We start from the raw sequence: 22,228 nt of genomic DNA on the forward strand, positions 1-22,228 counted from the left end.
CTCTATAACAGCTCGATCTTCACCCGCTCAATAGAACTAAATTCTATTAATTCAGTTAAACCATCTTCTCCCGTAACTCCCTCAATAACGTTACCACCCGAAGTGGTCACTCGATATTTTTGGTTTGGCAGCGTTTCTCCGGTACTTTGGTTGGTAATAACGAAACGCTCTTTAAACGTGTTGGGCTCAAAAGACTTCATGGCAGCCTCTTGGCTAGAAGGTCCCTGTTTATTCACGCCTGCTGTTTTTATCAGCAACTCTCCAGGGGCGCCAATCTCTACTTTTCCGCCGGAAATTTTTATATATCCCCCACCACAAACTAAAATAAGCTCATCTTGAGCAGACAATACCATTCGCTTTCCACTGCTGATAAAAGTATCTTTTGTCGACCAAGAACTTACCTGTCCTTGGTGGGCTTGAATATCAATATCGCTATTGGATGCATATAACTTCATTCCCGCATCGAGAGCATATAGGCCAACACCGCCTCCTGCCGAAATAGTGACGTTTTTTATCGTGTAGTGTGCCACTACAATCGTTAATCAATGCAGCAGGAATACCATTTATCTTTAATATTGATGTAGCCGTGATTACGCTCCCACCATGAGATGTTTTATCATTAAGTCTAATTATTTTCTTCATTATATATACCAATAACATTTAGCATTATAAATAAAAATTTAACGATATTTATTGATAATATTTATTCGCCACAATAGCGCTACACAATAGTTGATGTAAAAAAATGGTAATCACTATCAGCCCACCGCCGCCTAGTACCATAGAAAAAAACAGTCCTAAATAGCCTAATGTAGGAAAGATCCCCCTTATAGATATCGCAAACGGCACGACTAATGCTAGTGAAGCAGAGATGCAGCCAAGAGGAAATACAATGGCATTTCTATCGTATATGAACCTTTTTTTAGCTCATCCCTATTGCCAACAATTTGTAATAAAATCTCACTATCCTAACCGGTCGAAATCAAAAGGCAGGCGCCTTCTTTTTTCTTTAACGAAAGCCCACTCAACGCCAATAAATACCAATATTTCCGTGAAGTTGTTTCTTCAACGATACCGTTTAGGCTAATTATTCCAAAAGGAGAGTGTTCTTTATTTAAAGGGATTTTAAGCTCATTAGCTATAACGTTGAGCTGCTGGCCTGCTTCGATCAGGTGTTTTATATCTTCTGGTAAATTTTGTTTTGTTGAATCCATACCGCGATATAGGCAAACAGAATTGGAAAAATCTACGATAGATATCGACTTATCTGGTAGTAAAAGCACAGCTGATGCAAGTTCATCGCATCCTTGAGTAACAGCAGTCTGGTATTTAGCCGTAGCTATATATACTCTTACTTTCGTCGTCTAAACGTTCCCATAGGGTTTCCATTGCCGCTCCTGAAGTAACGATATGGATCTCAATGTCAATACTAAAACCCAGCGATTTCCAAACGGTTTCAAATTGCCTTTTAATTCGCGTTTCCAGTAGAGATTCCTCCTGATTTTCCCTATCGAATATAGGACGTTGCATAAACTCATCCAATTGCAGATAAATCAGAAGTTTTTCTTTTTTATTCAATTTTTCTAATGATGATTTAATGTCATTCAGAAGGTGTTTACACATTAGAGCAAACCGACCTAGCCCTGGAGGCGAAAAACTGTCAGAAAACAAGGAATGCTTTATGCCCTTGGCCTTTAGATCTCCCCCGCTTTTGATTAATTCAAGAAGCTGTTGATATGTTGATAAAACAGCGCTATCGACGAGCACATAGTGTCTATGAGTCCAATCTTGCCAAGAAGACAAGTCTCTGGCCCGCCAGCGATTCCAAATTAACGCTTTCATTTTCTGATGTTCAATGGAAAACGTATAGGCCGCTAAAACGAAAAGCAACAGAGTAAACGTGACTGCAATTGTTGAATAGTGTTCTGCTAAACCCTGGCGATAAAGCGTATCAAGAGGGGTAGTTAGTACTATAAATGTACATACCCCGATTAAACAAAGTATGCACAGCAATACAATCACCCAGCAGACATAGCGAACGTTCGCCTCTGACCGATTTATTTCAGGAATAAACCAGTTCATTTATTTAACTCCACTTTTATATTTATAGATTGTTAAGGTTTAGATAAAGATAATCCACTTCATGCTAATTACTACACGAGTTTTTTCTCATTTAATCCCCCTATACACCCTTAAACTCCCTTTATTAATCATATACAATGCCCCGTTCCCTAGCCTCTTCGTAATCCTTCGCTACTTCGTGTCCCATATTAACTAACGCTTCCAACTCTTTTTTCGTGAGTTTACTGCAGTTTATTGTCGACGGCATGGCTGGAGATAACTGAGTCTGATTCGAAAAGTATTGCTTTATCAATGCATCGCCTTGCGGGTCCTGCGCTAACACCCCTTTTTCCATATAAAAGTCACTACCTAGTAGCGTCCAATCCGCCTGCTTTATCAAATCCAGCTTAATCCCAGTCTCATCCAAACAGCGGCCAAAGCCTATCGGTAGGTCAAAAGCTGCCACTCGGCTCATGATCTCATGGCTTCTGGGCAAAGTACTATGGTCAGTCGGGCGAGAGATATAGGTCTTCAACCGTTCGTCCGTCTGCTTCATCAGTTTATCCGCCTTATCACGCTTAAACTCTAAGTAGCCGTAGTACTGAAACACGCTATCGCCATTATTTATGCCTGCTTTTTGCGGGTTATAACTGGTGGCATAGTCTTTATGCTGCCAGACTATCCAACCGTTTTTTATTCCCAGCTCGCCCTTGCTACGATTGATTTGACGCTGCTTTTCTGCAGCCGGGCTGGGATCAATCCCCTCAGGCAACGTGTTTAACAGCGTTAACGTATGCATGTTAGTTCCGTTCTGTTCCTTCAACTGATAAAGAGGCAGGTAATAACGATAAGCCTCATCGTTCGCAGTTACCTTTCCTTCTTTTACTTTACTTTCTCCCCAACCTTCATTTTTTCCGTCGCTCTTATCTCTATTGTTCTCATCAAAAGCCTTCATCTCTTCACCGCTCAAAGGCTCGGGCACCCTTTCCGCATTGACATTCATCGTTTGCCATTCCGGCGGAGTTTGCCAGATGGGGGCATAGCCCAGCTTAAATCCCGTAATGGGTAAACTTACCGCAACAATTACTGGTACTTCTACTGCATAGCGCATATCATCCCAGAAAGGTTCATTTCTCTCCTTTACTTCACGTGCAGGCTGTTCCAACTCCTGATTAGGAGGGATAGTCTTCGAGGTATACATATCTGGAAGACTACCAAAATTAGTTTTAACATTCGGCTCACCACCACATGGTGTCCACCTCGCAATCAGCCGTTGGAACAGTTTTCCCTTACACTCCTCCAACAAAGGATGCATTTTCCCGTCTTTGCTATTAGGCAACCCCTGCCAGCCGATGCTCACCAACGCGATAGAACCCATTACCCTATCGTGAGCGTTACAGTAAATATAGGTTCGACCATGATTGTCCCTTTCTGGAACATCTGTTCCATCCGATCCTCTATGTACCGAGTTTGGCGTCCACACCCTGCCATCCTTACCCTTGCCTAAAGAAAGATGTTTTTCCAAACCACACCGCGAAAGCTTATCCTGATTCTTCGCTACCGCCTCTACCACAGCTTTCAGCGTCTCCTCTCTGGCTCCATCACTCACCTGTTCAGACCGATCCACGGCAGAGTAATCCGTCATAATGTTCATCATACGGTAAGGTGAATTAAGTAGAAAAAGTGCATCGGGGGCGCTGATTAATGATGCCGCCAACGCCACCATCGTTCCCTTACTGTGGGAAACAATAGTTATTGTGTCATTTGGGCTATGGTCGCGAATACGCTGGATAAGCATCGCCAGGCGCCAGGCAGCGTGAGCATAGTACTTACGCGGCGGCGCAGTTGCTAACAGTCGGTCCTCTTCCGGGTTAAACCACTGGGTCGACATCAGTCCACCAATAATATCCTCGCTAAAACCAAAATTCCCCCACATAGGGTTAAGAGTGGTTGACGCATTCTGAAACGGCCCGCCGCCCCAGAAATAGGGGCCTCGCTTAACAATCTCTTCCTTTGATAATTTGCCCTCCAGCAGATGCTGCTGGTAGCTCTCTCCCTGAACGTTTCTTAACGGCACCAGATGGTTACCCAGTTCATCCCCTGCGCGGTAGCCCCAGTAAAAACGAATGACTGGCGAGTTATTGGGCTCAATTAAATAGCTGTCTTCACCCGCCGCAACATCAAGGACACGTTCAGTCTTAACCTTCAATTTGGCTGCAGCCTTTTGGTCACCTTTATATATATTCGGCTTCAACTCGAAACAACTATCTTTCAAAAACAGGCGGTTATTTAATCCATCGCACAGCGCCTGTTCAGCATCTTCGTACCACTCCCCCTCCGAGTTAACGCCATGGACAAAAATAATCACACCGGGGAGGTGAGTTTTTGGCGATATCTCCGAGGTCACACAAACGCTACTCGGTATTGCTGACGTTGAACTCGTCTGCTGACCAAGTTCATTAGATGAAGTATTAAGCTTTCTGGTTGCGCCTTCATGTTTGGCCATAATTAATTCCCTTTTTTTTGCCTGTTGTACTCTTCAACTGAAATACGACCGACACCCTTCGGTTTAATATTGGCGTCGCATTGATAATTCTTCATTAAAGCCGTATAGAGAGGAATTACTGGATCTTCTGTGCCATAAATCTTATTTTCACTTTCTTTATCTAACTTTATTTTTGTCGATTTATAGCTCCTTCCCCACTGTTTATATACCGTCAGCTCTTTGTCAGTTATCACAACAGTAAGATAATTTTGCGAATATGTCAGAGAATCCCGGGGCTCATCCCTATCATCCCTAGTACCATTGCTATATCTAAGATAAGAGAAGGGCTTAAACGTCCGACCATAGTCAGTAGAGTAATACACCATCGATTCACCACAAATTTCTTCCGCGCAGGTTGTTCTATCACTCATGACTGGAAAAGCTAAGTTCTTGCCGCTCAGGTCGGCGTTAATAACCTTTCCCCGATAGTTACGCATTTTTGAAAACAATCGAGTCTTGATATTGCGACTCAGGTCGTGATACCAAACCTCCACGACCTTCTCATCCTCATAAGATGGCAAACAACCACCGTAGTTACTCAACTCCACATAGCGGTTGTCGTCCAGCCGGTAAATTACCTGCGGTGCCACCTCGTAAACCGCATAATGCGTACGTCGCGTGACCAGCCAAGATCCTACCTTATCAATTGCAGATATGGTTTTGTTCACCGATAGTAGGAGTTGTTCAAAGTACGGCCGCCGCCGCTCATCGTATTCTTTTATCTTAATTTTACTGACACTTCTGGGCTTAACCTCAGCATTACACTGGTATCCCCCCATGGATGCAGGGTAAACGGGGATAACCTTTGCACTGCCAGAATTAGTTACCGACTTTTCGTCTACGTTTTTCCCGTCAAATATTTTCTTCGTAAAAGAATACTCCCCCTTCCTTTCCTGATAATAAACCAGTTCCTTATCCGTAACCGCGAAGGTCGCATTCTCGGCAGAACTAGCTATCTCAGAGGGATTACCTATCACCCAATAAGAAAACGTCCGCCCATAATCAGAAGAATATAACGCTCTAGAATTTCCTAGAGGAAAAACCAAGTTCTTACCGCTCGGGTCAGCATTGATAATCCGCCCTTTATAAGCACGTATCCATGGCGATATTTCCGTTTTGATTCCCAGATTAAGGTCATAATACCAAGCTTCCGCCACCCACTGATCTCCCGACATAGATTCACAGCTCGTGTACTTGCTCAGCTCGACATAACGGTTGTCGTCCAGCCGGTAAATTACTTGCGGTTCCACGTCAGCAACCGAATAATGTGTACTTACGGGTGATTTACCATCAAACCCAGCCCCCCCAAACGCAGCTCCTACACTTAGTCGCGACTGAAGCTGCCCCCAAATTACCAGGAAAGCAACCACGGCCAGAACAATAACTAATACAATATAAACCGGTTTGTTCTTTTTTGATGATGGTGCAGTCATACCTATTCCTTTTGTAGAAACCCAAACCGTAGTTAACTCTATAACAGCTCGATCTTCACCCGCTCAATGGAACTAAATTCTATTAATTCAGTTAAACCATCTTCTCCCGTAACTCCCTCAATAACGTTACCCCCCGAAGTGGTCACTCGATATTTCTGGTTTGGCAGCGTTTCTCCGGTACTTTGGTTGGTAATAACGAAACGCTCTTTAAACGTGTTGGGCTCAAAAGACTTCATGGCAGCCTCTTGGCTAGAAGGTCCCTGTTTATTCACGCCTGCTGTTTTTATCAGCAACTCTCCAGGGGCGCCAATCTCTACTTTTCCGCCGGAAATTTTTATATATCCCCCACCACAAACTAAAATAAGCTCATCTTGAGCAGACAATACCATTCGCTTTCCACTGCTGATAAAAGTATCTTTTGTCGACCAAGAACTTACCTGTCCTTGGTGGGCCTGAATATCAATATCGCTATTGGATGCATATAACTTCATTCCCGCATCGAGAGCATATAGGCCAACACCGCCTCCTGCCGAAATAGTGACGTTTTTTATCGCGCCTATATCTACCTGATTACCCGCAGTTAATGTCATATTCTGCGCGCTAGCTATTTGGGTATGTTCCCCACTGGTTAAACCTATTCCCTGAGGAGCGCTAGCCAATATGACTTTTGCGCTCAAATCATTCAAACGCTGTTCGAGTAAAGATTGTTGAGCTTCAATATCCGCAACCAACGCCTTCGCTTTATTCGCTGCGTCCGTCAGGCTTAACATATCCATTTTTGCCTGAGTCAGCTGGTTTAACGCTGCGCTCATCTCAAGGCTTAATCCCGCAGCCTTTTCCTGACCATCCGCACTAATAAAAATCCCCTTCCCAGCCCTTATCGCCCCCCACTCATCCGTCCTTAGTTCAAACCCTTCCCCCCGCTGCTTGCGCTCGGCGTCCACCAGGTGCCCCATATTCAGCTGCGTCTTCCCATACTCCGTCGCAACTTTGATATGCTCCTTGCCCCGCTCGTCGTCCATCCGCAGCTTGTTATTGGCCGGGGTGCGTATCACGTTGCGCTTGTGGTTGGCAGCAGTGACCAACTCGGGGTGGCGGGAGTCGTGCATGGCATGGGAGATGTAGGGGCGGTCTGGGTTGCCGCCGGTAAAGGCGATGGCCACTTCAGTGCCATCAATAAGCGGGAAGTGCAGGCCGTAGGTGTCGCCCGCGTAGACCGACGCCCGGCGCATCCACAGGCTTTCTTCGCCCTTGCGCCATGAGTCGTTCAGGTCGAAGTCCATCTTCACCCGGTAGCGACCGTGGCTGTCCATATAGCCGTACTGGTCGTTGCCGGGGCTGGTGACTCTGGCCGGCAGCGTACCGCCGATGGTCGGCCACGCCAGCAGCTCGGGCCGGTAGGGGCGCATGGCGTCATAGGGGATACCGGTGAACGTCAGCTGGTAGGCCTGTTGGCGGTCGCCGATGCTTTCTACCGACACAATCAGAATGCCGCCACTCGCTTCAGATATCGGCGAGCCGTTGACCGTCAGGATTTGGCCGGGAGCCAGATGGGACAGGGTGGTTTTGCCGGTAATGGTAATCTGTTCGGTCATCAGCCGCTGGTGGCGCAACTTGGCGTACCACGCGCCCTGGCCTACGCCTTCCGGCTCCTGGCTCTCTTCGCCGCTTTCGCTCGCGTCGTCTGAATCATCACCGCCAAATTTGTTCAGCAGGTCCGAGCCCTTGTCCATCAGGTCACTGGCGCCGGAACCGATGTCGTTCATCATGCTTTGCGCCTGACCGGCAATGCCCTGCGCCGCGCCCGTGACCGCACCGCCGATAGAGCTTGCCGCGCCGGTCACCGCTGAACCGACGGAACTGGCGGTCGAGCTGACGGCAGAGCCTACCGAGCCCGCCACGCTGCCCGCGATGTCGCCCATGCTGGCGCCAGAGCCGCCGCCACCAGCAAAGCCGACCGGGGAGGTTCCCACGCCCGACGCCCCGCCGGTAAATCCGCCGACCGTGCTTCCTACTGCGCCGGTAACGCTGCCTACGGCGCCGTCAAGCGTGCCCTTGACGTTGCCAATCGCGCCGCTCACCGAGTCCGCAACGCCGCTCAGCTGGCTAACGCCGGGGATATCTCCCAGGCCGCCCAGCGTATTGCTAAACTGGCCCAGCAGGTCGTCCTGCTCGTTGCCGCTCTGCGCTACTTCGCCCCGGTCGCGATAATGCTCCGCGTACAGGTAGTGCCGCCCGCGGGTGGTGACGTCCTTCTTCTGTTCATTGACTTCCGACTGCATGCCCGTCTGGGCCGCGCGGTAGTTGTAGTCCTGCGTGAGCACGCTTTGCGGCACCGTTCGGCGCGCGACGGACATGTCCCACACCGCCTCCAGCCCGCCGTCGTTGTTGCCGGTTGGCTGACGGTAGCTGGCCTGTGGGCCGTCCTGATACTGCTGCACCGAGTCGCCGAACACCACTATGTCGCAGCCGTGCTCCGCGTGGCTCTCGAAGCGGAACCAGATGCCGGAGTCTGCCAGCAGGCGACGGATAAACGTCAGGTCGCTCTCTTCCCACTGGGTCAGGTACTCTTTAACCGGATAGGTCTCAGCCAGCTCGAAGCGGAAGTCCACCCCGGTGAGCTCGTGCTTGCGCAGCACCTCTTCCACCACCTGCGGTACCGTCTGGTTCTGGTAGATGGCGCTGCCGCGAGTGTTGTCCAGCAGCTGAAGGCGCGGGCTGACCGTCACCTCATAGCGGGCCTCATCGCCGGAAGAGGACAGCTGGCTGAACGACGTCACCACGCCGTAGAGCGCACGGGTCTCACCGCCGCTTCCGCCCAGCCCCAGAGCGCCGGCAGCCCCGCCGACCATCGACGTCAGCGACGACAGCCCCGAACCCGCCTTGCCCAACGCGCCGCCGACGCTGCCCAGCAGGCCCGACGCCTTACCGGCCAGCCCGCCGACCGCGCCCGCAGCGCTGCCAAGCCCGTCCACCATGCCGCCAATCTTACCCGCGGCGCCGCTAACTCGACCGGCGATAGACGCGCCCCGGCTGGCCATTTGCGTAATGCCGTTGACCGAGAAGCCGCCAATCGGCGCATTAAACGCCTGACCAATCTTGTCGCCGAACATCCCGCCAAAGGCGTTGAACGCCGACATCAGTTCGTTGCTTAGGCCGGACGCGCCGCTCATCAGGTCGCTCATACCGCCGGGCGCCAGCGCGATGGCCACGCTCTTGCTCAATACCTGCGGCATCGAAAGCCCGTGGGGCGCGGTGAACTGCACCACGTAGCGCCACGGTTCGCTTAAGTGCTCATCCCCCTCAATGCGCAAAATAGACAGCCGCGCGCTTACGCCGTCTATCCCCAACTGATAGCGGTTCATGCCGTCCGACGCGGGCGTCGCCCCGCCGGTACCGCCGCTCGAGTTTCCATCTCCACCGCCAAACAGCCCGCCCAGCCCGTAGGCCGACAGCTGCTCGTCCAAAAGCGCCTTGCCCTTGCTTATCAGTTGGTCTTTCATTCCTTTACTCCTTGTCTGGCCTCAGGCCGCTGTTCGTGGCTGAGGCTACTGACGAACCGTTTTAATCGACTTCAGCGGATATTCCGGCCGAAATTGCAATGTGCTTTAATCACTGTCCTGTTCGACCGGAAGCGCACGTATTCAGCCAGCGTGCTCAACCGCCGCCGCTTCAACGCCCTGCTCAACCACGTCCAGCGTTATCCCCTCTTCTTCGCTATAGCCAAGCGAAAGCGCCTTGGCCCGGCGCTGTTGGGACTGAAGGCTTAGCAGCGTCTGCGACAGCACCGGCAGGATCTGCTGATTCAGCAGGCTGTCGATGTTGCGCGCGCCGCTGTCCGGCAGCAGGCAGGCGCTGACCAGCGTGTCAAACAGGCTTTCCTGTACGTTAAACTCAATGCCGTAGTGGCGCTGGAGGCGCTCGGCCACTTTGCCCATCTTGATCGCCACGATCTTGCGCAGCGCCTCTGCGCCCAGCGGCCGGTAGATAACCGTCTGGAATCGGGCCAGCAGCGCGGGCTGGAAGTGATCGCGAAGGATCGGATAAATAGCCTCGTGCAGCAGAGCCGTCGGCGACTCCGGCTGGGCTTCCAGCAGCGCGACCATCTGGTCGCTGCCTAGATTTGCCGTCATCAAAATGACGGTGTTGCGGAAGTCGATTTCCCGCCCTTCGCCGTCGCGCATAAAGCCGCGATCGAACACCTGATAGAACAGGTTGATCACGTCGCGGTGCGCTTTTTCCACTTCGTCCAGCAGCACGACGCTGTACGGACGACGGCGCACCGCCTCCGTCAGAACGCCGCCCTGGCCGTAGCCGACGTACCCCGGCGGCGAGCCCTTAAGCTGGGAAACGGTGTGGGCTTCCTGGTATTCCGACATGTTGATGGTGATAAGCGAGCGCTCGCCGCCGAACAGCAGGTCCGCCAGCGCCAGCGCGCTTTCGGTTTTACCGATGCCGGACGGCCCCACCAGCAGGAATACGCCCAGCGGCCCCTGCTCCGGCGTCAGGCCGGTTTTGGCGGCGCGCAGGCGCTGGGCCAGAGAAATCAGCGCTTCGTCCTGACCGATAACCCGCTGCGCCAGCTCGCTTTCCAGCGACAGCAGGTTGCTCTGCTCGTCCTTCATCAGGCTTTCCAGCGGTACGCCGGTCCAGTCGGCGATAACGCCCGCGACGGTGCGGGCGTCGACGTCGAGCGACAGCAGCGGTGAACCACCGCAGCCGGAGTGCAGGCGTTCCTGAAGCTCGCGGATCTCATCCGCTTCTTCTACACCGCCGTCGGCCTCTTGCTCTTTCTTGCTTGCCCGCAGGGCAATCAGGCGTTCAACGATGGCTTTTTCTTCGGCGAACTGCTTGTTAAGCGCCTCAATCTGCTCGGCCACCGCCGCCTTTTCAGCGGCGATATCCTCCAGGCGAGAGCGGTCTACGCTTTCGCCCAGCTCACGGTCTTCTTTCAGGGCGACGTCTTCATATTCCAGCGCCGACAGCCTGGCTTCCAGCAGGGTGATCTCTTCCGGCACCGTGTCCAGACTCATGCGTACGCGGGCGGAAGCGGTATCGAGCAGGTCGACAGCCTTGTCCGGCAGTTGACGGCCCGTGATGTAGCGGCGAGAAAGCGCGACGGCGGAGCGCACCGCTTCGTCGAGAATGTGTACGCCGTGGTGCTGGGCGTAGCGCGACTTCAGGCCGCGCAGCATCAGGGCGGCGGTGTCGTCGTCCGGCTCGTCGACTTTCACCATCTGGAAGCGGCGCTCCAGCGCGGCGTCGCGCTCGAAGTACTGCTTGTATTCAGACCAGGTGGTCGCGGCGATAGTGCGCAGCTCGCCCCGCGCCAGCGCCGGCTTAAGCAGGTTAGCGGCGTCAGCGCCGCCGGCCTGATTGCCTGCGCCGATGATGGTGTGGGCCTCGTCGATAAACAGCAAAATCGGCGTCGGCGACTGTTGAACGGCGTCGATAACGTTTTTCAAGCGCTGCTCAAACTCGCCCTTTACGCCCGCGCCTGCCTGCAACAATCCCAGGTCCAGAACGTGAATATTGACCGGCTTGAGGCTGTCCGGCACGTTGCCTTCGGCAATGCGCAGCGCCAGCCCTTCAACCAGCGCGGTTTTGCCCACGCCCGGTTCGCCGACCAGTATCGGGTTGTTTTTACGGCGGCGGGAAAGAATGTCCACCATCTGGCGGATTTCTACGTCGCGGCCGAACACCGGGTCGATTTTGCTTTCTTTGGCTCGCGCCGTCAGGTTGACGGTAAAGCGGTCGAGGGCCGTCGGCTGGACGGAGGCGTTTGGCGCGCCTGCAACTTTTGGCGCCAGCGGCGACGCAACGGCAGCGGCGGCGCTGTCGACGGATTCGGCTGCCTCGTACTGTGGCGCATTGACTCTGGCCGGATTTTCATCGGACAGCTCGTCCAATATCGGCAGCAGCCGCTGGAGCTGCACCTGTGAAACGCTCAGCAGAGGCCAGGCGTCGCGCGCCTTCAGCCACTGCGGGTTGTCGATCAGCGCCTGCAAGATGTGGGCTGAACGAATGGATTCTACGCGATTTTCTAACGAAGCGATGAGCCAGGCCGACTTTAGCAGCTCCTGCACAACGCCCGACAGCACCGGCTTTTGCTGTACGGTATGGGGTAAATTTTCTAGCTGATTGAGCAGCGCCTGCCAAACGGCGTCCAGATCCAGCTCGTAGCGGCGGGCAATCACCGTCAGATCGCCTGCGCCCTGCTCCAGCAGCTTCAACAGCCAGTGCTCTAGCGTGATTTCCGGGTGGGCGCGGGTCTGGCACAGGCTGGCCGCGGCCTCCAGCGCCTTGGCGCAGTATGGATTGAGTCGGCGTAATAAAACGGAAGGATCGGAGATCATTGGGGCTCCCTGCTCAACGAGTACAGATAACAATATGAATAAGTGGGATTGAGAGTGACGTCGGCGAGAACTCGCCGACGTTTTTAGCTAACGGAGCGCCTGGCGCGCCCCGGCGACCGGGATTAACCGCGGCCTTCGTTCCAGCTGTCGGAATGGATGATGTTGCCATCCTTGTAGGTCCACGTGATTTTTTCGTAGCGGACTTCCACTTCTTCCAGGTGGTTATAACGCTCTTTAGATGCGTCCTTGATGTTGTACATCACCGGCTTAACGGAAACGATTTTTACCGTATCCATCATGGTGTTGAAGTACTCAACTTCCTGACCTGCGTCATCAATGCGGTACCATTTGATTTCGGCAGACTTCAGGGTCTGGCCGGTGGAAACCGCTTTGTACAGATACGGAGAAGAAGAATCGACTTCTTTGACGAACTTCAAAGGCGCGTGAACGCGGGTGCCGGTCAGCTTGCCGGTGTTGCCGTCGGTAGGAATGTGGAGCTTGTGCTCAAACTCAACCACTTCGATACTGCCTTCACGTCCCTGAACCGTGACAGAACCTTTAATGTCGGCGCCGCCATCGTCTTTGATAAACAGGTATGCAGGAATTGCCATTACTCTCTCCTTAGTTTTTTTGAGATATCTGAGGCTCAGACGTCGACCGACAGGCGGACGCATCCGGCACCAGACTGATTTCCACTCGGCGGTTAGCCGCTCTTCCCTCGGCCGTTGCATTATCGGCAATGGGTTTTGTAGCTCCGTACCCCTGAATGGCGAAACAGGTTTTATTAATATCGCTGGTCTCTATCATCCAGTCGCGGACCGCTTCCGCTCTGGCTAAAGACAGCGCTTGATTGCGTTCGGCGTCGCCCGTCACGTCGGTATGGCCCGCAATCAAAATCAGCCATCCCGGCTTGGCCTTAACGTTGATTAAGGCATCCACCAGCACTTTGGTGGAGTCCGGCTTGAGCGTCGCCTTGCCGGTGTCAAACAGCGACATGCTGTCTAACCGCACCACCTTCGGCGCTTCCACCACGATCTGCGGCGGCGGAGGCGGCGGCCTTGGACGATAGGCCATAATGGCGACGTCCAGCGGCGGTATCATTCTCGCTCCGGCATAGAGCCCTACGCCTAAACGCTCCGGCTCGCCTTCGCGGTAGTATTTATCCAGCAGCGCGCGGTCCGCCTTCAGCACCTTCAGGCTTTCCAACTTGTCGTCATAGCTCTCCATCGGAATGCGGTGATAGGCCGACAGGTCTCTTCCCAGGCTCTCAAGCAGCCCGACGTTGTTATAGGCCGATGAGCACAGGGCTACGGCGGCAAACAGCGCGGTAAACGTCAATGCGTGGCACAGCGCCCGCTTTTTGGGCGCCATCGGGCAGCTGACCGGCATATTGCTGACCAGCGGCTCCGGCAGGCTGAACGAAGAAGCGTTTTCAGCAAGAGGCAGAGCTAGCGTCGTCAGCTTGCCAAGATGGCTTCGCCAGAGGCTTTCTTCACCGCCGGCGCTACCGCCGCTCGATGCGTTCAGGCACGCTACCGCCCCCGGCGTCCACGGGGGAACCGGTAACCGTTTGTCGCTAAGCGGCTCCAGAACGTTCTCATTAAGCCAGCGCCGCAGCGTTTTAAGCATGACCGCCAGGCTTTCGCGCTGGCAGCTTTGCTGCCCTTCCCCCTGATGACGCCACGCTTCAAGCTCGGTATGCGCGTTGTCCAACAGGCGGATATCCTCTTGCTCCGTCCACCAGAACCACTGAGGTTCTACTGACGGGGCGCCCAGCTCGGCGTTTACGGCCAAATAGCTCGGCAGCCGATAGCCGCTGGTTCTGCTGGCGTCCGCCCACGACTGGCGAAACGTCTGTAAATATCCCAGCAGCGCCGCTGCCGTTGTGTGGCGTTCAGGAGAGAGAGTAAACATCACTCCGATCCTTCCCGCCGTTTCCGGCCAGCGGCCGCTCAACGCATCCGCCGTCAGGGCCAGTTCGCCCATTGCCGGTACGGCTATCCATATCCCCTTGCCGGTGACCGCTATCCGGTCGGTTTCCCCATTGGGAAAGTAGTCCGCCGTTGCATCGCCGGTGACTAAAATAACCGGCAGTCGGCGCCTTAGGCGCTCCGGCAGTGCTTCAAGCCGTTCTTCCAGCGAATCGAGCCAGGGAGATACGTACTTGACCTGTTTGGCATACCGATGCGTGCGCCACCCTTTGTAACCGCTGACTAAAAGCGTCAGCACACAGCCTATAACTACCCAGCCCGCAGGCAGAGGTAGGAAGAACAGCAGCAGCGCCAAACACAGGCACGTGGCGTATAGCAGCTGGACTCGCCAAGGGTAATCACCCACTTTTACATCCTTAGTTTTAATCCCACGTCGATTGGCCTGTTTCCGAACGGGATCCTCACCGCGCCGACGGGCGCTCCTTGCCCCTCTTTGTCTTTAAAAACGCTCCGCGTCTTTACGCCGGCCGCAGTAAGAATGCCGGGCTCGGTATTCTTACTATGTTGCTACGCGCCTTGCACCAGCTGTGAAAGCAGGCTGTCTATGTGGTAGCGCAGCGCAAAATACAGCGCCGTCACCGCCACCAGCGAAACGCCTGTCCAGAACAGCAGAGAGGCGCCGCGCCACGTTCCTTTTCCGCCGGAGAAGGCGTTCAGCAACGAACCGCCGTTTGAGCTTGAGGCTTTCGGCAGCAAATCGCGTACGGCCATCACCAGCGCTTCCCGCTCGCCCTGCGGCTGCGACTGATAGCGGCCCTGAAAGCCCAGTCCCAGCACGCGGTCGTAGCAGGCCAGCACCAGCTGGCTTCCCTCAGGATGGCGAATGCGCTCGCGAATGCGTTCGTAAAGCGTATCTCCCGCCTGATAGGTGTTGAAAAACGTCACCTGCAGCGGCACCCCTTGCCACACTTCATAGCCTTCGTCGCTGCTTCTTTGCAGAACGGTTTCATCCAGCAGCGCGCAGGTGGCATAGCTCACGTCGTCAATCACGGCGGCATCGTACTGCATCTCCGTCAGGCGCTGACGAAGCTCGGTGATTTGATCCACGCAGCGTTTGTAGAGAACCTCGCCCTTCTCGACGACGGCGCCCGCCCGCAGGTGGACGACGGTCAGGGCGACGTCGCGCAACAGGTCGTCAATGGAAACGGTTTGACTGCTTTGACTCATGATTTAAGTACCGCAAAAAGCTCCAGTGAAACGTCCGGCAGCGAACGGGGAACATAAAACTCACAGCAGCGGGCGGCCAACATGCTGGCCGCAGCCGGGTGAGCTAAGTCCAGCGCGAAGTACTGGTTATCCAGACGCAGCGGGATGGCTGCCGGCACGTGGCTGAGCGTTTTGAGAGGAATACCGGAAAGCGCCGAGTTGACTATCTGGCTGACGTCGTCCGGAGAACCTACCTTGCACAGCAGTGGGAACAGCTCCTGCAGCTGGTGCGCCGGCATGGACGAACGCACGGACAGGAAGAAATCGGCGTCTTCCGTCAGGCGGACGTCCTGCAGGCGGCCCGACCAGCGGGTGCCGCGATCGTGAATAAGCTCGATGGCGATGACCCGCGACGGCAGGCTGGCTTCCAGCAGTTCGCTAATCAGTCGAAACAGCGGCGGAAAAACCTGATTAAGCTGCTTGTGCTGATAGGCGGGAATAGCCTCAACGTCGTGCTCAAGAGAGAACGTCAACAGCGCGCCGGCCAGCGACGAAAGCTGCTGGTAAAGGCGCTCAGGATGAGATGCCGGATACTGCTGCAAAAACTTCAGCAGCGGCTCGTGGCCGTTAAGCGCGTTCAAAAGCCAGAACAGCGAAACGTCCGCTACGGCAAACTCCGCCATCTGCTGATTGCGCTCTCGCCGCATGCCCATCAGGCGCTGGCGCTTGGCCTGCACCTGCGTGCACAGCATGTCCAGCTGCTGAGTCAAAACGCCGCCCGCGGCGGTCAGATTCAGCATCGGCGGAAGAAACGAAGCGTCAACGGTGAATACGCCGTTCGCATCGCGCTTAAGGCGCGCTATGGGGCAGGTGAGGTAGTCGCCCTGCTCTTCAAAGTCGAACAGCAGCGTGAGCGCATAGCGCTCCACGGCGATGGACTCATTTCCCTGCCCAAACAGGTCCTGCACCTCAACCCACTCCTGACGATAGCGCAGCGGCCTTTCGGAATGTGCGCCGTCCTGATGGCAGTTGCCGCCGTTGGCATGCAGCAGCGGCAGGCCAAGCAGCACGACTACGGAGCTGCGATCGGCCGGGACGCTTTGCCGCAGGTCGCGAGCCGGCGGTAAAGCGTCCGACACGTCGGTATCAATCCAGGTGCCGTCGGGAAGACGGACGCTCAGGCTTTCCGCATGGAGCCGATTAAGCGACAGCGCCTGAGGGTCAAACGTCGCGCGCTGGACGCCCCAGGGGTTAGCCAGACCGAGTCTGGCTACCTGATCGTTGCTGAACGCTTCCCATCGGCTTTGCTGCTGGAACTGTTCCGGCGACAAAAAGGCGCCTTCAGTCCATAGCGGGCGGTGGATCTTCATTGTTGCAGACTCCAGATCCCGGGGGGATTACGCCTTGGCCTTTGGCATCTGTGACACCATAGACAGGTTGATATCCATACCTTCGATCTGGAAGTGAGGCACCAGGAAGGTCTTCACGCGGAAGAAGCCCGGGTTGTCCTCAATGTCCTCAACCAGCACTTTCGCCTGACGCAGCGGATGCGACGCCTGAACTTCATCGCTCGGGTCGGTCATTTCCGTCACCAGATTGTTGATCCAAGTGTTCAGCTCAAGCTCCAGCACGCGGCGATCTTTGGTCGCGCCGATGTTTTCACGCTGAATGACCTTCAGATAGTGAGCGATACGAGACAGCAGGAAGATATACGGCAGGCGCGCGTTGATGCGGCTGTTGGCCGTTGCTTCTTTGGTGTCGTAAAGCGCAGGCTTCTGAGTCGAGTTGGCGGAGAAGAAGCAGGCGTAGTCGCGGTTCTTGTAGAACGACAGCGGGATAAAGCCCAGGTTGGCGAACTCGAACTCGCGGGTTTCCGGAATCAATACTTCGGTCGGGATCTTCACCTGATTGCCGGTGCCCAGATCGTAAAGGTGGATCGGCAGGTCGTCGACCAGGCCGCCCGCCTGTGGGCCACGCACCTGAACGCACCAGCCGTTGCGGATAAAGCTCTTCACCATGTTGGCGGCAAACGCGAACGAGGCGTTGGTCCACAGGTAGCGATCGTGATCCGGCCCCTTCACCTGCTCAACGTAGTTGAAATTACGCACCGGCACGGTGTCCGGGCCGTAAGGCAGACGCGCAAGTACGCGAGGCAGGGTCAGACCGATGTAGCGCGAATCGTCCGTATCGCGGAAGCTCTTCCACTTGGTGTACTCGGCGCGATCGAAGTAGTTGGCGATATCCTTGATGGCCGCCACTTCTTCCATAGTCTCTTTACCGAAGAACGCCGGGCCTACGGAGGCGATAAACGGCATGTGCGCAGCGGCGGCGACTTTGGAAACGTTGCGCAGCAGGGCGATGTCCTGAGGGCCGCGGCCAAACTCAAAGTTAGAGATAGTTACGCCGATCGGCTCGCCGCCGGGGGTGTCGTATTCCTGAATGTAGGTATGGCGATAGAAACCGGTTTGGATGGTTTCCGGCGCGTCTTCGAAGTCCTGCTGCAGCGCCTCTTTGGAGACGTCCAGCACTTCGATTCTCACGTTGCGACGGAAGTCCGTACGGTCGACCAGAAACTTCAGGCCGCGCCACGCAGACTCAATTTGCTGAAACTCAGGGTGATGCATGATGGCGTCCAGCTGTTCGCTGAGCTGCTTATCGATCTGGCTGATGTGGAAGTCCAGCAGGCTCTTGTCCAGCTTGTCCACCTTCTGGGCAGACTTTTGAACCATGTTCAGAAAGACGTTAACCGCCATCGTGACGCGTTCGTCGGCAGAAGCTTCCGCCAGCGCGTCGTTGTCCTGAAACTTAACCAGATCGTCAAACTGAGCGACCGGCGTCAGGTTGATTTTGTCAAACAGCGACTGATAGACGCCGCCGTTTTCTTTTACCGTAGTGCTGCCCGCTTTTGCGGAACTCACGTTTTGCGTAGACATAAAAAATCCTTCTTAAAATACGTATTGAAAAAAGACGTTATTGCGCGGAGCCATCGCCCGGCAGAGAGCCAATAGCGGCTAATTCAGCGCGCAGCTCATCGGATAATTGTTCGTCTTTTAAAATACGCTCCAGCTCCAGGCGGAAAGTGGCGTTATCCAACAGGTTGGATTTAAGGTCACGCAGCAAATTACGCATAGCGAGAAGTGAGCGCAAAGCGGGTATTTGTTTAGCAACCTGCTCCGGTTCAAAATCTTTCATGTCTTTAAAACTAAGTGAGACGTTAGTTTCAGAATCGTCGCCGGCAAGCGTGTTTTTAATTGTCAGCTTCGCTTTAGGATTGAGATCGGCTAATACCGCATTAAAGTTGTTTTTGTTAATAGAGATCTTTTCTCTTTCAGCGATCGGACGATTCTCCTGACCGTGACTATAATCTCCCATGACTAACAGCTTTAACGGCAGTTCAACCTTTTTCTGTGCGCCGCCGGTATGGAGATCCAGCTTGATATTTACGCGTGCGGCAGGGACTTCATTTTGAAAACTATCGGCCATATCTTTTTTCCTGATTCCTTATAGGTAAAACACACCACGACTACGATCCCTATTTCCTTATGCTTTAATACCCTGAAATACCCGACCTATCTCGGATGAGGGAGCCCCTCATGGTCAATAACAGTGGCTTTCTTTGCTAATTTCACTAATAAACAGACCAGCGTTAATAATAGATTCCTTACGTCAACCTTCTTTTCGCCTAGGTTTTGTATGAAATTTAACCTTCACTAAATGACTATTTTGCGGATTTTATATCAGACCAGAGTATCTATTCATACCTGTTAACTTTGACAGGTTCTATTATTCCTTCACTAAAAAATTTAATTGATAACGAACAAAGAAAATAAAATATGAAATAAAAATCAGATCATCGAGAAAATTATTTTTTAATTATTTTCTATAAAACATGATGAGGCGATTTTTTATGACACCCTTTAAGCTTATCCTTAGTAATTCTTATCTTATTTGTTAATAAAAATTAAAATTGAGAATAAATAAGATAATAAAGAATTAGCCAATGAAAATTAATTTCATATAAATCATATGATTTTAACCAAATAAACAACACAACGGATACGGTGTATTGGCGCTATCAACGACAGAGCGAAACAGTAAATGGCTATTTCATAACATATCTTTATCTTATATTAACCCTGATAATTTTCTAATTATTAGAAATATGTGATTTCTTTCTCTATTTTATCCAGATAGCGAAGAAGAGCCATTCATCTTATGAATTGATAACACGCTAATTATTTTAAATATTTTTTAAAAAATCATGCACGCAGCCAGTGACTGGTCAAAATTTAAGCAGGGAGGTTTTTTCGAAAGGTGAAGATATCATAAAAGAAACGCCGTACTTAGACGGCAGCACTCCGGCCGATAGGCCGGAGCGGAGAGGTAAATCTGTCCGTTAAGGACACTTATAAACCTGCCCAACAACCTTAGTATCCATCGGTGCAAGATCGGACAGAATGTTCTGCTTTTCGCTCACTACGCCATAAAGCACGTTTCCGCCCATGGCCGCAGCCTTGTTGCGCAGATCGTTAGTTGCGCTTTGGAAAGAATCATACTCGCTGTTTACGCCAGACATCCAATTGCTTTGGCGGCCTTCGGCGCTGCCCAGCAGCTGACACTGAGCTCCGGGCTGCTCGTCCACGAGCCGTACCTGTTGGCCCGCGCCGGTAAGCGTATTAGTACTGCTACAGCCGGCTAACAGCAGCGCTGCCGTAGTGCCTAGTAACCATTGAATCCGCATGTTTCCTCCATATCTTTTTTAAGAACGGGACCAAGCTAAACGCCCCATAGAGATTATCCAAGTCAGAGTACCCTATTCACCTTCCCTATCGCAACGCCGCTTTAGGCTGTGCCCTAGAGAGTGTCCCGTAACTCCCTAGTAGGGAAATCAGACGGTTTTCTTCGCAAGCAGCGTAGCAAAGCGCAGTCGGATCCGCTGCCCGCTGTCGTCCGTTTTGTGCAGCTCTCCCACGTTTTCATTGTATTTGACGATTTCCCAACCCTCATAGCGCTCTTTCAGCTCGTTCTCAGAAAAGGTGAATGAGAAAGGCATCGGACAGGGAAAGTCCGGCGTCGACATGGCGGAAACGATCAGGTTATAGCCGCCCGGCTCCGTCATTTCCTGCATATTGCGAATAATCTCGGGCACCCGATCGCGGTTTAAGAACATGAAAACGACGGTTGAGAAAATGAAGCCGTAGCGCTCGGTAATGTCTTGTTCATTGATGTTCCACGCCTGCGCCCGCAGGCCGTTTAGCGACTCGGCTTGGATAATGTCGTTAATCGCCTGAATGCTCATCTCATTTTTGTCATATGCCGTAACGTCAAATCCGAGCTTATTGAGATAAAGCGCGTTGCGCCCTGAGCCGCATCCAAGATCCAGCGCTTTGCAGGGCTCAACGTAGCGCCCGGCGTTAATCACTTCGGAATGCGTTTTCGTCATACCGTACTTCTTCTGGGTATAGTCCTCCGGCTGGCAGTAGAAAGCCAGCTGGCAGTCCAGATCGGGGGAGCAGGATACAATCCGATGCCACGCCTGCGGCGCGACGAGCGGCGGCTGGCTTTCAGGAGAAAAAACGAAGCGTTCCGTTTCGGTTCCGTCTTCATTGAGCATAGCAAACGTCATATCGCCCCGAAAGACGGTAAGCTTAGCCCAGGTGCCGGCTTGAGTATTGTGCTGTTGCATAAACGCATCGGGGATCGTTTCGCGACTCCAGCGGGGCATTTCTTTATAACAAATCAGGGACTCCATCTCAGACCTCTTTATTTTTCACAGCCAAACGCCGTTGGCGATAAAGATAAAGCTTAGCGCGTCGGACGCTGTTGGTGCGGTAAGCGATGAGTAATCCTAGCATGCAACGCTTCTTTGCGCCGTTGCCATTTATGTCAAAGTAAGGCCTAAAAGAGTTTTCTGAAATAACAAACGAGACTTTAGTCCCACTTTAAATATACTTAGCAACAGGCATAAATAAAAATCCCGTCAGCGTAATAGAATCCCTTAAACGAGATAGGCTAATTAAAAATAATATTTATGCGTATTGTAACTTAAAGAGAGAAAGGCATATAACGCAGCGAGAGAACGGCGGAGTTTCATACGGAAAAAGAGAACTGAAACTAACAGATATAGCGATACTGGCCGATGTCAACGCGGTGAACGAAGGCTTTCCGCTAATTGACAAACGACGAGATAATATCATCGCCTACGCTAAAAAATACGCAGGCTAATAGTCAACAATAAGAGAGAAAGAACCGTCAACGTAGCTGTAACTACGCCCGCTTCTCGGAGCCCAGCAGCCACCAGTGCAGAGGATACCCTTTCTTCACGCCGGTCTTTAACACCAGCCCTTCTTCCATCAGCTTAAGCAGATAGTAGCGAGCCTGATAAACGTTAATAATGCAGCTTTCTGCAATATCGTTGGTCGTAGGCGCAATTTTACGCAGCGTCTCATCGCTCATATCGGCGCTAATAGTAACATTATCCTTTACCGCGGCATATTTCTCGGCACACTTCTGCGCCAGAGCGTCCAATATTTCCTGAGTAATCGCTGCGCCTTTTGTGACTTTTTGTACCGACTCATCACTATTTTTCATTTATCCCCCCAAGAGAAATATAAAATAGGCATAAATATTTCCGGATTATACACGAATTAGAAAAAATTCATCCATCACTGATGGATATTATCTTCTCTTTCATTT

Annotated in this window: 17 protein-coding genes; all 17 read right to left on the bottom strand. The window is 52.7% G+C overall.

All coding sequences use genetic code 11. The features are described 5' to 3' along the window. Nucleotides 1–2 precede the first annotated feature (2 nt). The 17 genes from V8L73_RS17290 to V8L73_RS17365 all read right to left on the bottom strand — a co-directional run bounded on the left by V8L73_RS17290 (nucleotide 3) and on the right by V8L73_RS17365 (nucleotide 22,123). A complete protein-coding gene (locus V8L73_RS17290; protein WP_347253579.1) occupies nucleotides 3–530 on the bottom strand; it encodes a DUF2345 domain-containing protein in 528 nt (175 codons plus the stop codon). Then, entirely contained in the window at nucleotides 433–660 is a 228-nt protein-coding gene (locus V8L73_RS19925; protein WP_422655598.1) for a PAAR domain-containing protein, read from the bottom strand. Before V8L73_RS19925 ends, V8L73_RS17290 begins: the two co-directional genes overlap by 98 nt. A gap of 308 nt (nucleotides 661–968) precedes the next feature. Next, the gene (locus V8L73_RS17295) at nucleotides 969–1,214 is read right to left on the bottom strand and encodes a hypothetical protein (protein ID WP_347253580.1); all 246 of its coding nucleotides are present in this window, start codon (nucleotides 1,212–1,214) and stop codon (nucleotides 969–971) included. Between the two features lie 115 nt (nucleotides 1,215–1,329). Continuing rightward, entirely contained in the window at nucleotides 1,330–2,082 is a 753-nt protein-coding gene (locus V8L73_RS17300) for a hypothetical protein (RefSeq protein ID WP_347253581.1), read from the bottom strand. Between the two features lie 124 nt (nucleotides 2,083–2,206). Further along, nucleotides 2,207–4,567 carry a T6SS effector phospholipase Tle3 domain-containing protein gene (locus tag V8L73_RS17305; RefSeq protein ID WP_347253582.1) on the bottom strand — a complete coding sequence of 787 codons (2,361 nt, stop codon included), beginning with the start codon at nucleotides 4,565–4,567 and terminating at the stop codon, nucleotides 2,207–2,209. Nucleotides 4,568–4,569: 2 nt separating this feature from the next. Then, nucleotides 4,570–6,039 (bottom strand): T6SS immunity protein Tli3 family protein, encoded by a 1,470-nt coding sequence (locus V8L73_RS17310; protein ID WP_347253583.1) that lies wholly within the window; start codon nucleotides 6,037–6,039, stop codon nucleotides 4,570–4,572. A gap of 38 nt (nucleotides 6,040–6,077) precedes the next feature. Next, on the bottom strand, nucleotides 6,078–9,542 hold the full coding sequence (locus V8L73_RS17315; protein WP_347253584.1) for a type VI secretion system tip protein VgrG: 3,465 nt from the start codon (nucleotides 9,540–9,542) through the stop codon (nucleotides 6,078–6,080). 141 nt (nucleotides 9,543–9,683) lie between these two features. Further along, nucleotides 9,684–12,395 carry a type VI secretion system ATPase TssH gene (tssH, locus tag V8L73_RS17320; RefSeq protein WP_347253585.1) on the bottom strand — a complete coding sequence of 904 codons (2,712 nt, stop codon included), beginning with the start codon at nucleotides 12,393–12,395 and terminating at the stop codon, nucleotides 9,684–9,686. Between the two features lie 122 nt (nucleotides 12,396–12,517). Beyond that, nucleotides 12,518–13,006, bottom strand: a complete 489-nt coding sequence (locus V8L73_RS17325; RefSeq protein ID WP_027275366.1) for an Hcp family type VI secretion system effector — start codon at nucleotides 13,004–13,006, stop codon at nucleotides 12,518–12,520. Nucleotides 13,007–13,016: 10 nt separating this feature from the next. Continuing rightward, nucleotides 13,017–14,732, bottom strand: a complete 1,716-nt coding sequence (locus tag V8L73_RS17330) for an OmpA family protein (protein ID WP_347253586.1) — start codon at nucleotides 14,730–14,732, stop codon at nucleotides 13,017–13,019. A gap of 161 nt (nucleotides 14,733–14,893) precedes the next feature. Continuing rightward, nucleotides 14,894–15,553 (bottom strand): type VI secretion system protein TssL, short form, encoded by a 660-nt coding sequence (gene tssL / locus V8L73_RS17335; RefSeq protein ID WP_347253587.1) that lies wholly within the window; start codon nucleotides 15,551–15,553, stop codon nucleotides 14,894–14,896. Further along, nucleotides 15,550–16,902, bottom strand: coding sequence for a type VI secretion system baseplate subunit TssK (gene tssK, locus V8L73_RS17340; RefSeq protein WP_347253588.1), 1,353 nt, complete (start codon nucleotides 16,900–16,902; stop codon nucleotides 15,550–15,552). The genes tssL and tssK overlap by 4 nt, the downstream gene beginning before the upstream one ends. 27 nt (nucleotides 16,903–16,929) lie before the next feature. Continuing rightward, nucleotides 16,930–18,465, bottom strand: a complete 1,536-nt coding sequence (tssC, locus tag V8L73_RS17345) for a type VI secretion system contractile sheath large subunit (protein ID WP_027275364.1) — start codon at nucleotides 18,463–18,465, stop codon at nucleotides 16,930–16,932. 37 nt (nucleotides 18,466–18,502) lie between these two features. Continuing rightward, a complete protein-coding gene (gene tssB, locus V8L73_RS17350; protein WP_027275363.1) occupies nucleotides 18,503–19,015 on the bottom strand; it encodes a type VI secretion system contractile sheath small subunit in 513 nt (170 codons plus the stop codon). 913 nt (nucleotides 19,016–19,928) lie between these two features. Continuing rightward, nucleotides 19,929–20,273: a DUF4156 domain-containing protein gene (locus V8L73_RS17355; RefSeq protein WP_027275362.1), complete on the bottom strand. Its 345-nt coding sequence runs from the start codon at nucleotides 20,271–20,273 to the stop codon at nucleotides 19,929–19,931. Between the two features lie 147 nt (nucleotides 20,274–20,420). Next, nucleotides 20,421–21,284, bottom strand: a complete 864-nt coding sequence (gene tehB, locus V8L73_RS17360) for an SAM-dependent methyltransferase TehB (RefSeq protein WP_347253589.1) — start codon at nucleotides 21,282–21,284, stop codon at nucleotides 20,421–20,423. Nucleotides 21,285–21,799: 515 nt separating this feature from the next. Next, complete coding sequence (locus V8L73_RS17365) at nucleotides 21,800–22,123, bottom strand: FaeA/PapI family transcriptional regulator (protein ID WP_036024239.1); 324 nt, start codon at nucleotides 22,121–22,123, stop codon at nucleotides 21,800–21,802. Nucleotides 22,124–22,228: the final 105 nt, after the last annotated feature.

Origin of the sequence: Leminorella grimontii (genome assembly GCF_039789245.1) — a bacterium.
Classification (GTDB): domain Bacteria; phylum Pseudomonadota; class Gammaproteobacteria; order Enterobacterales; family Enterobacteriaceae; genus Leminorella; species Leminorella grimontii.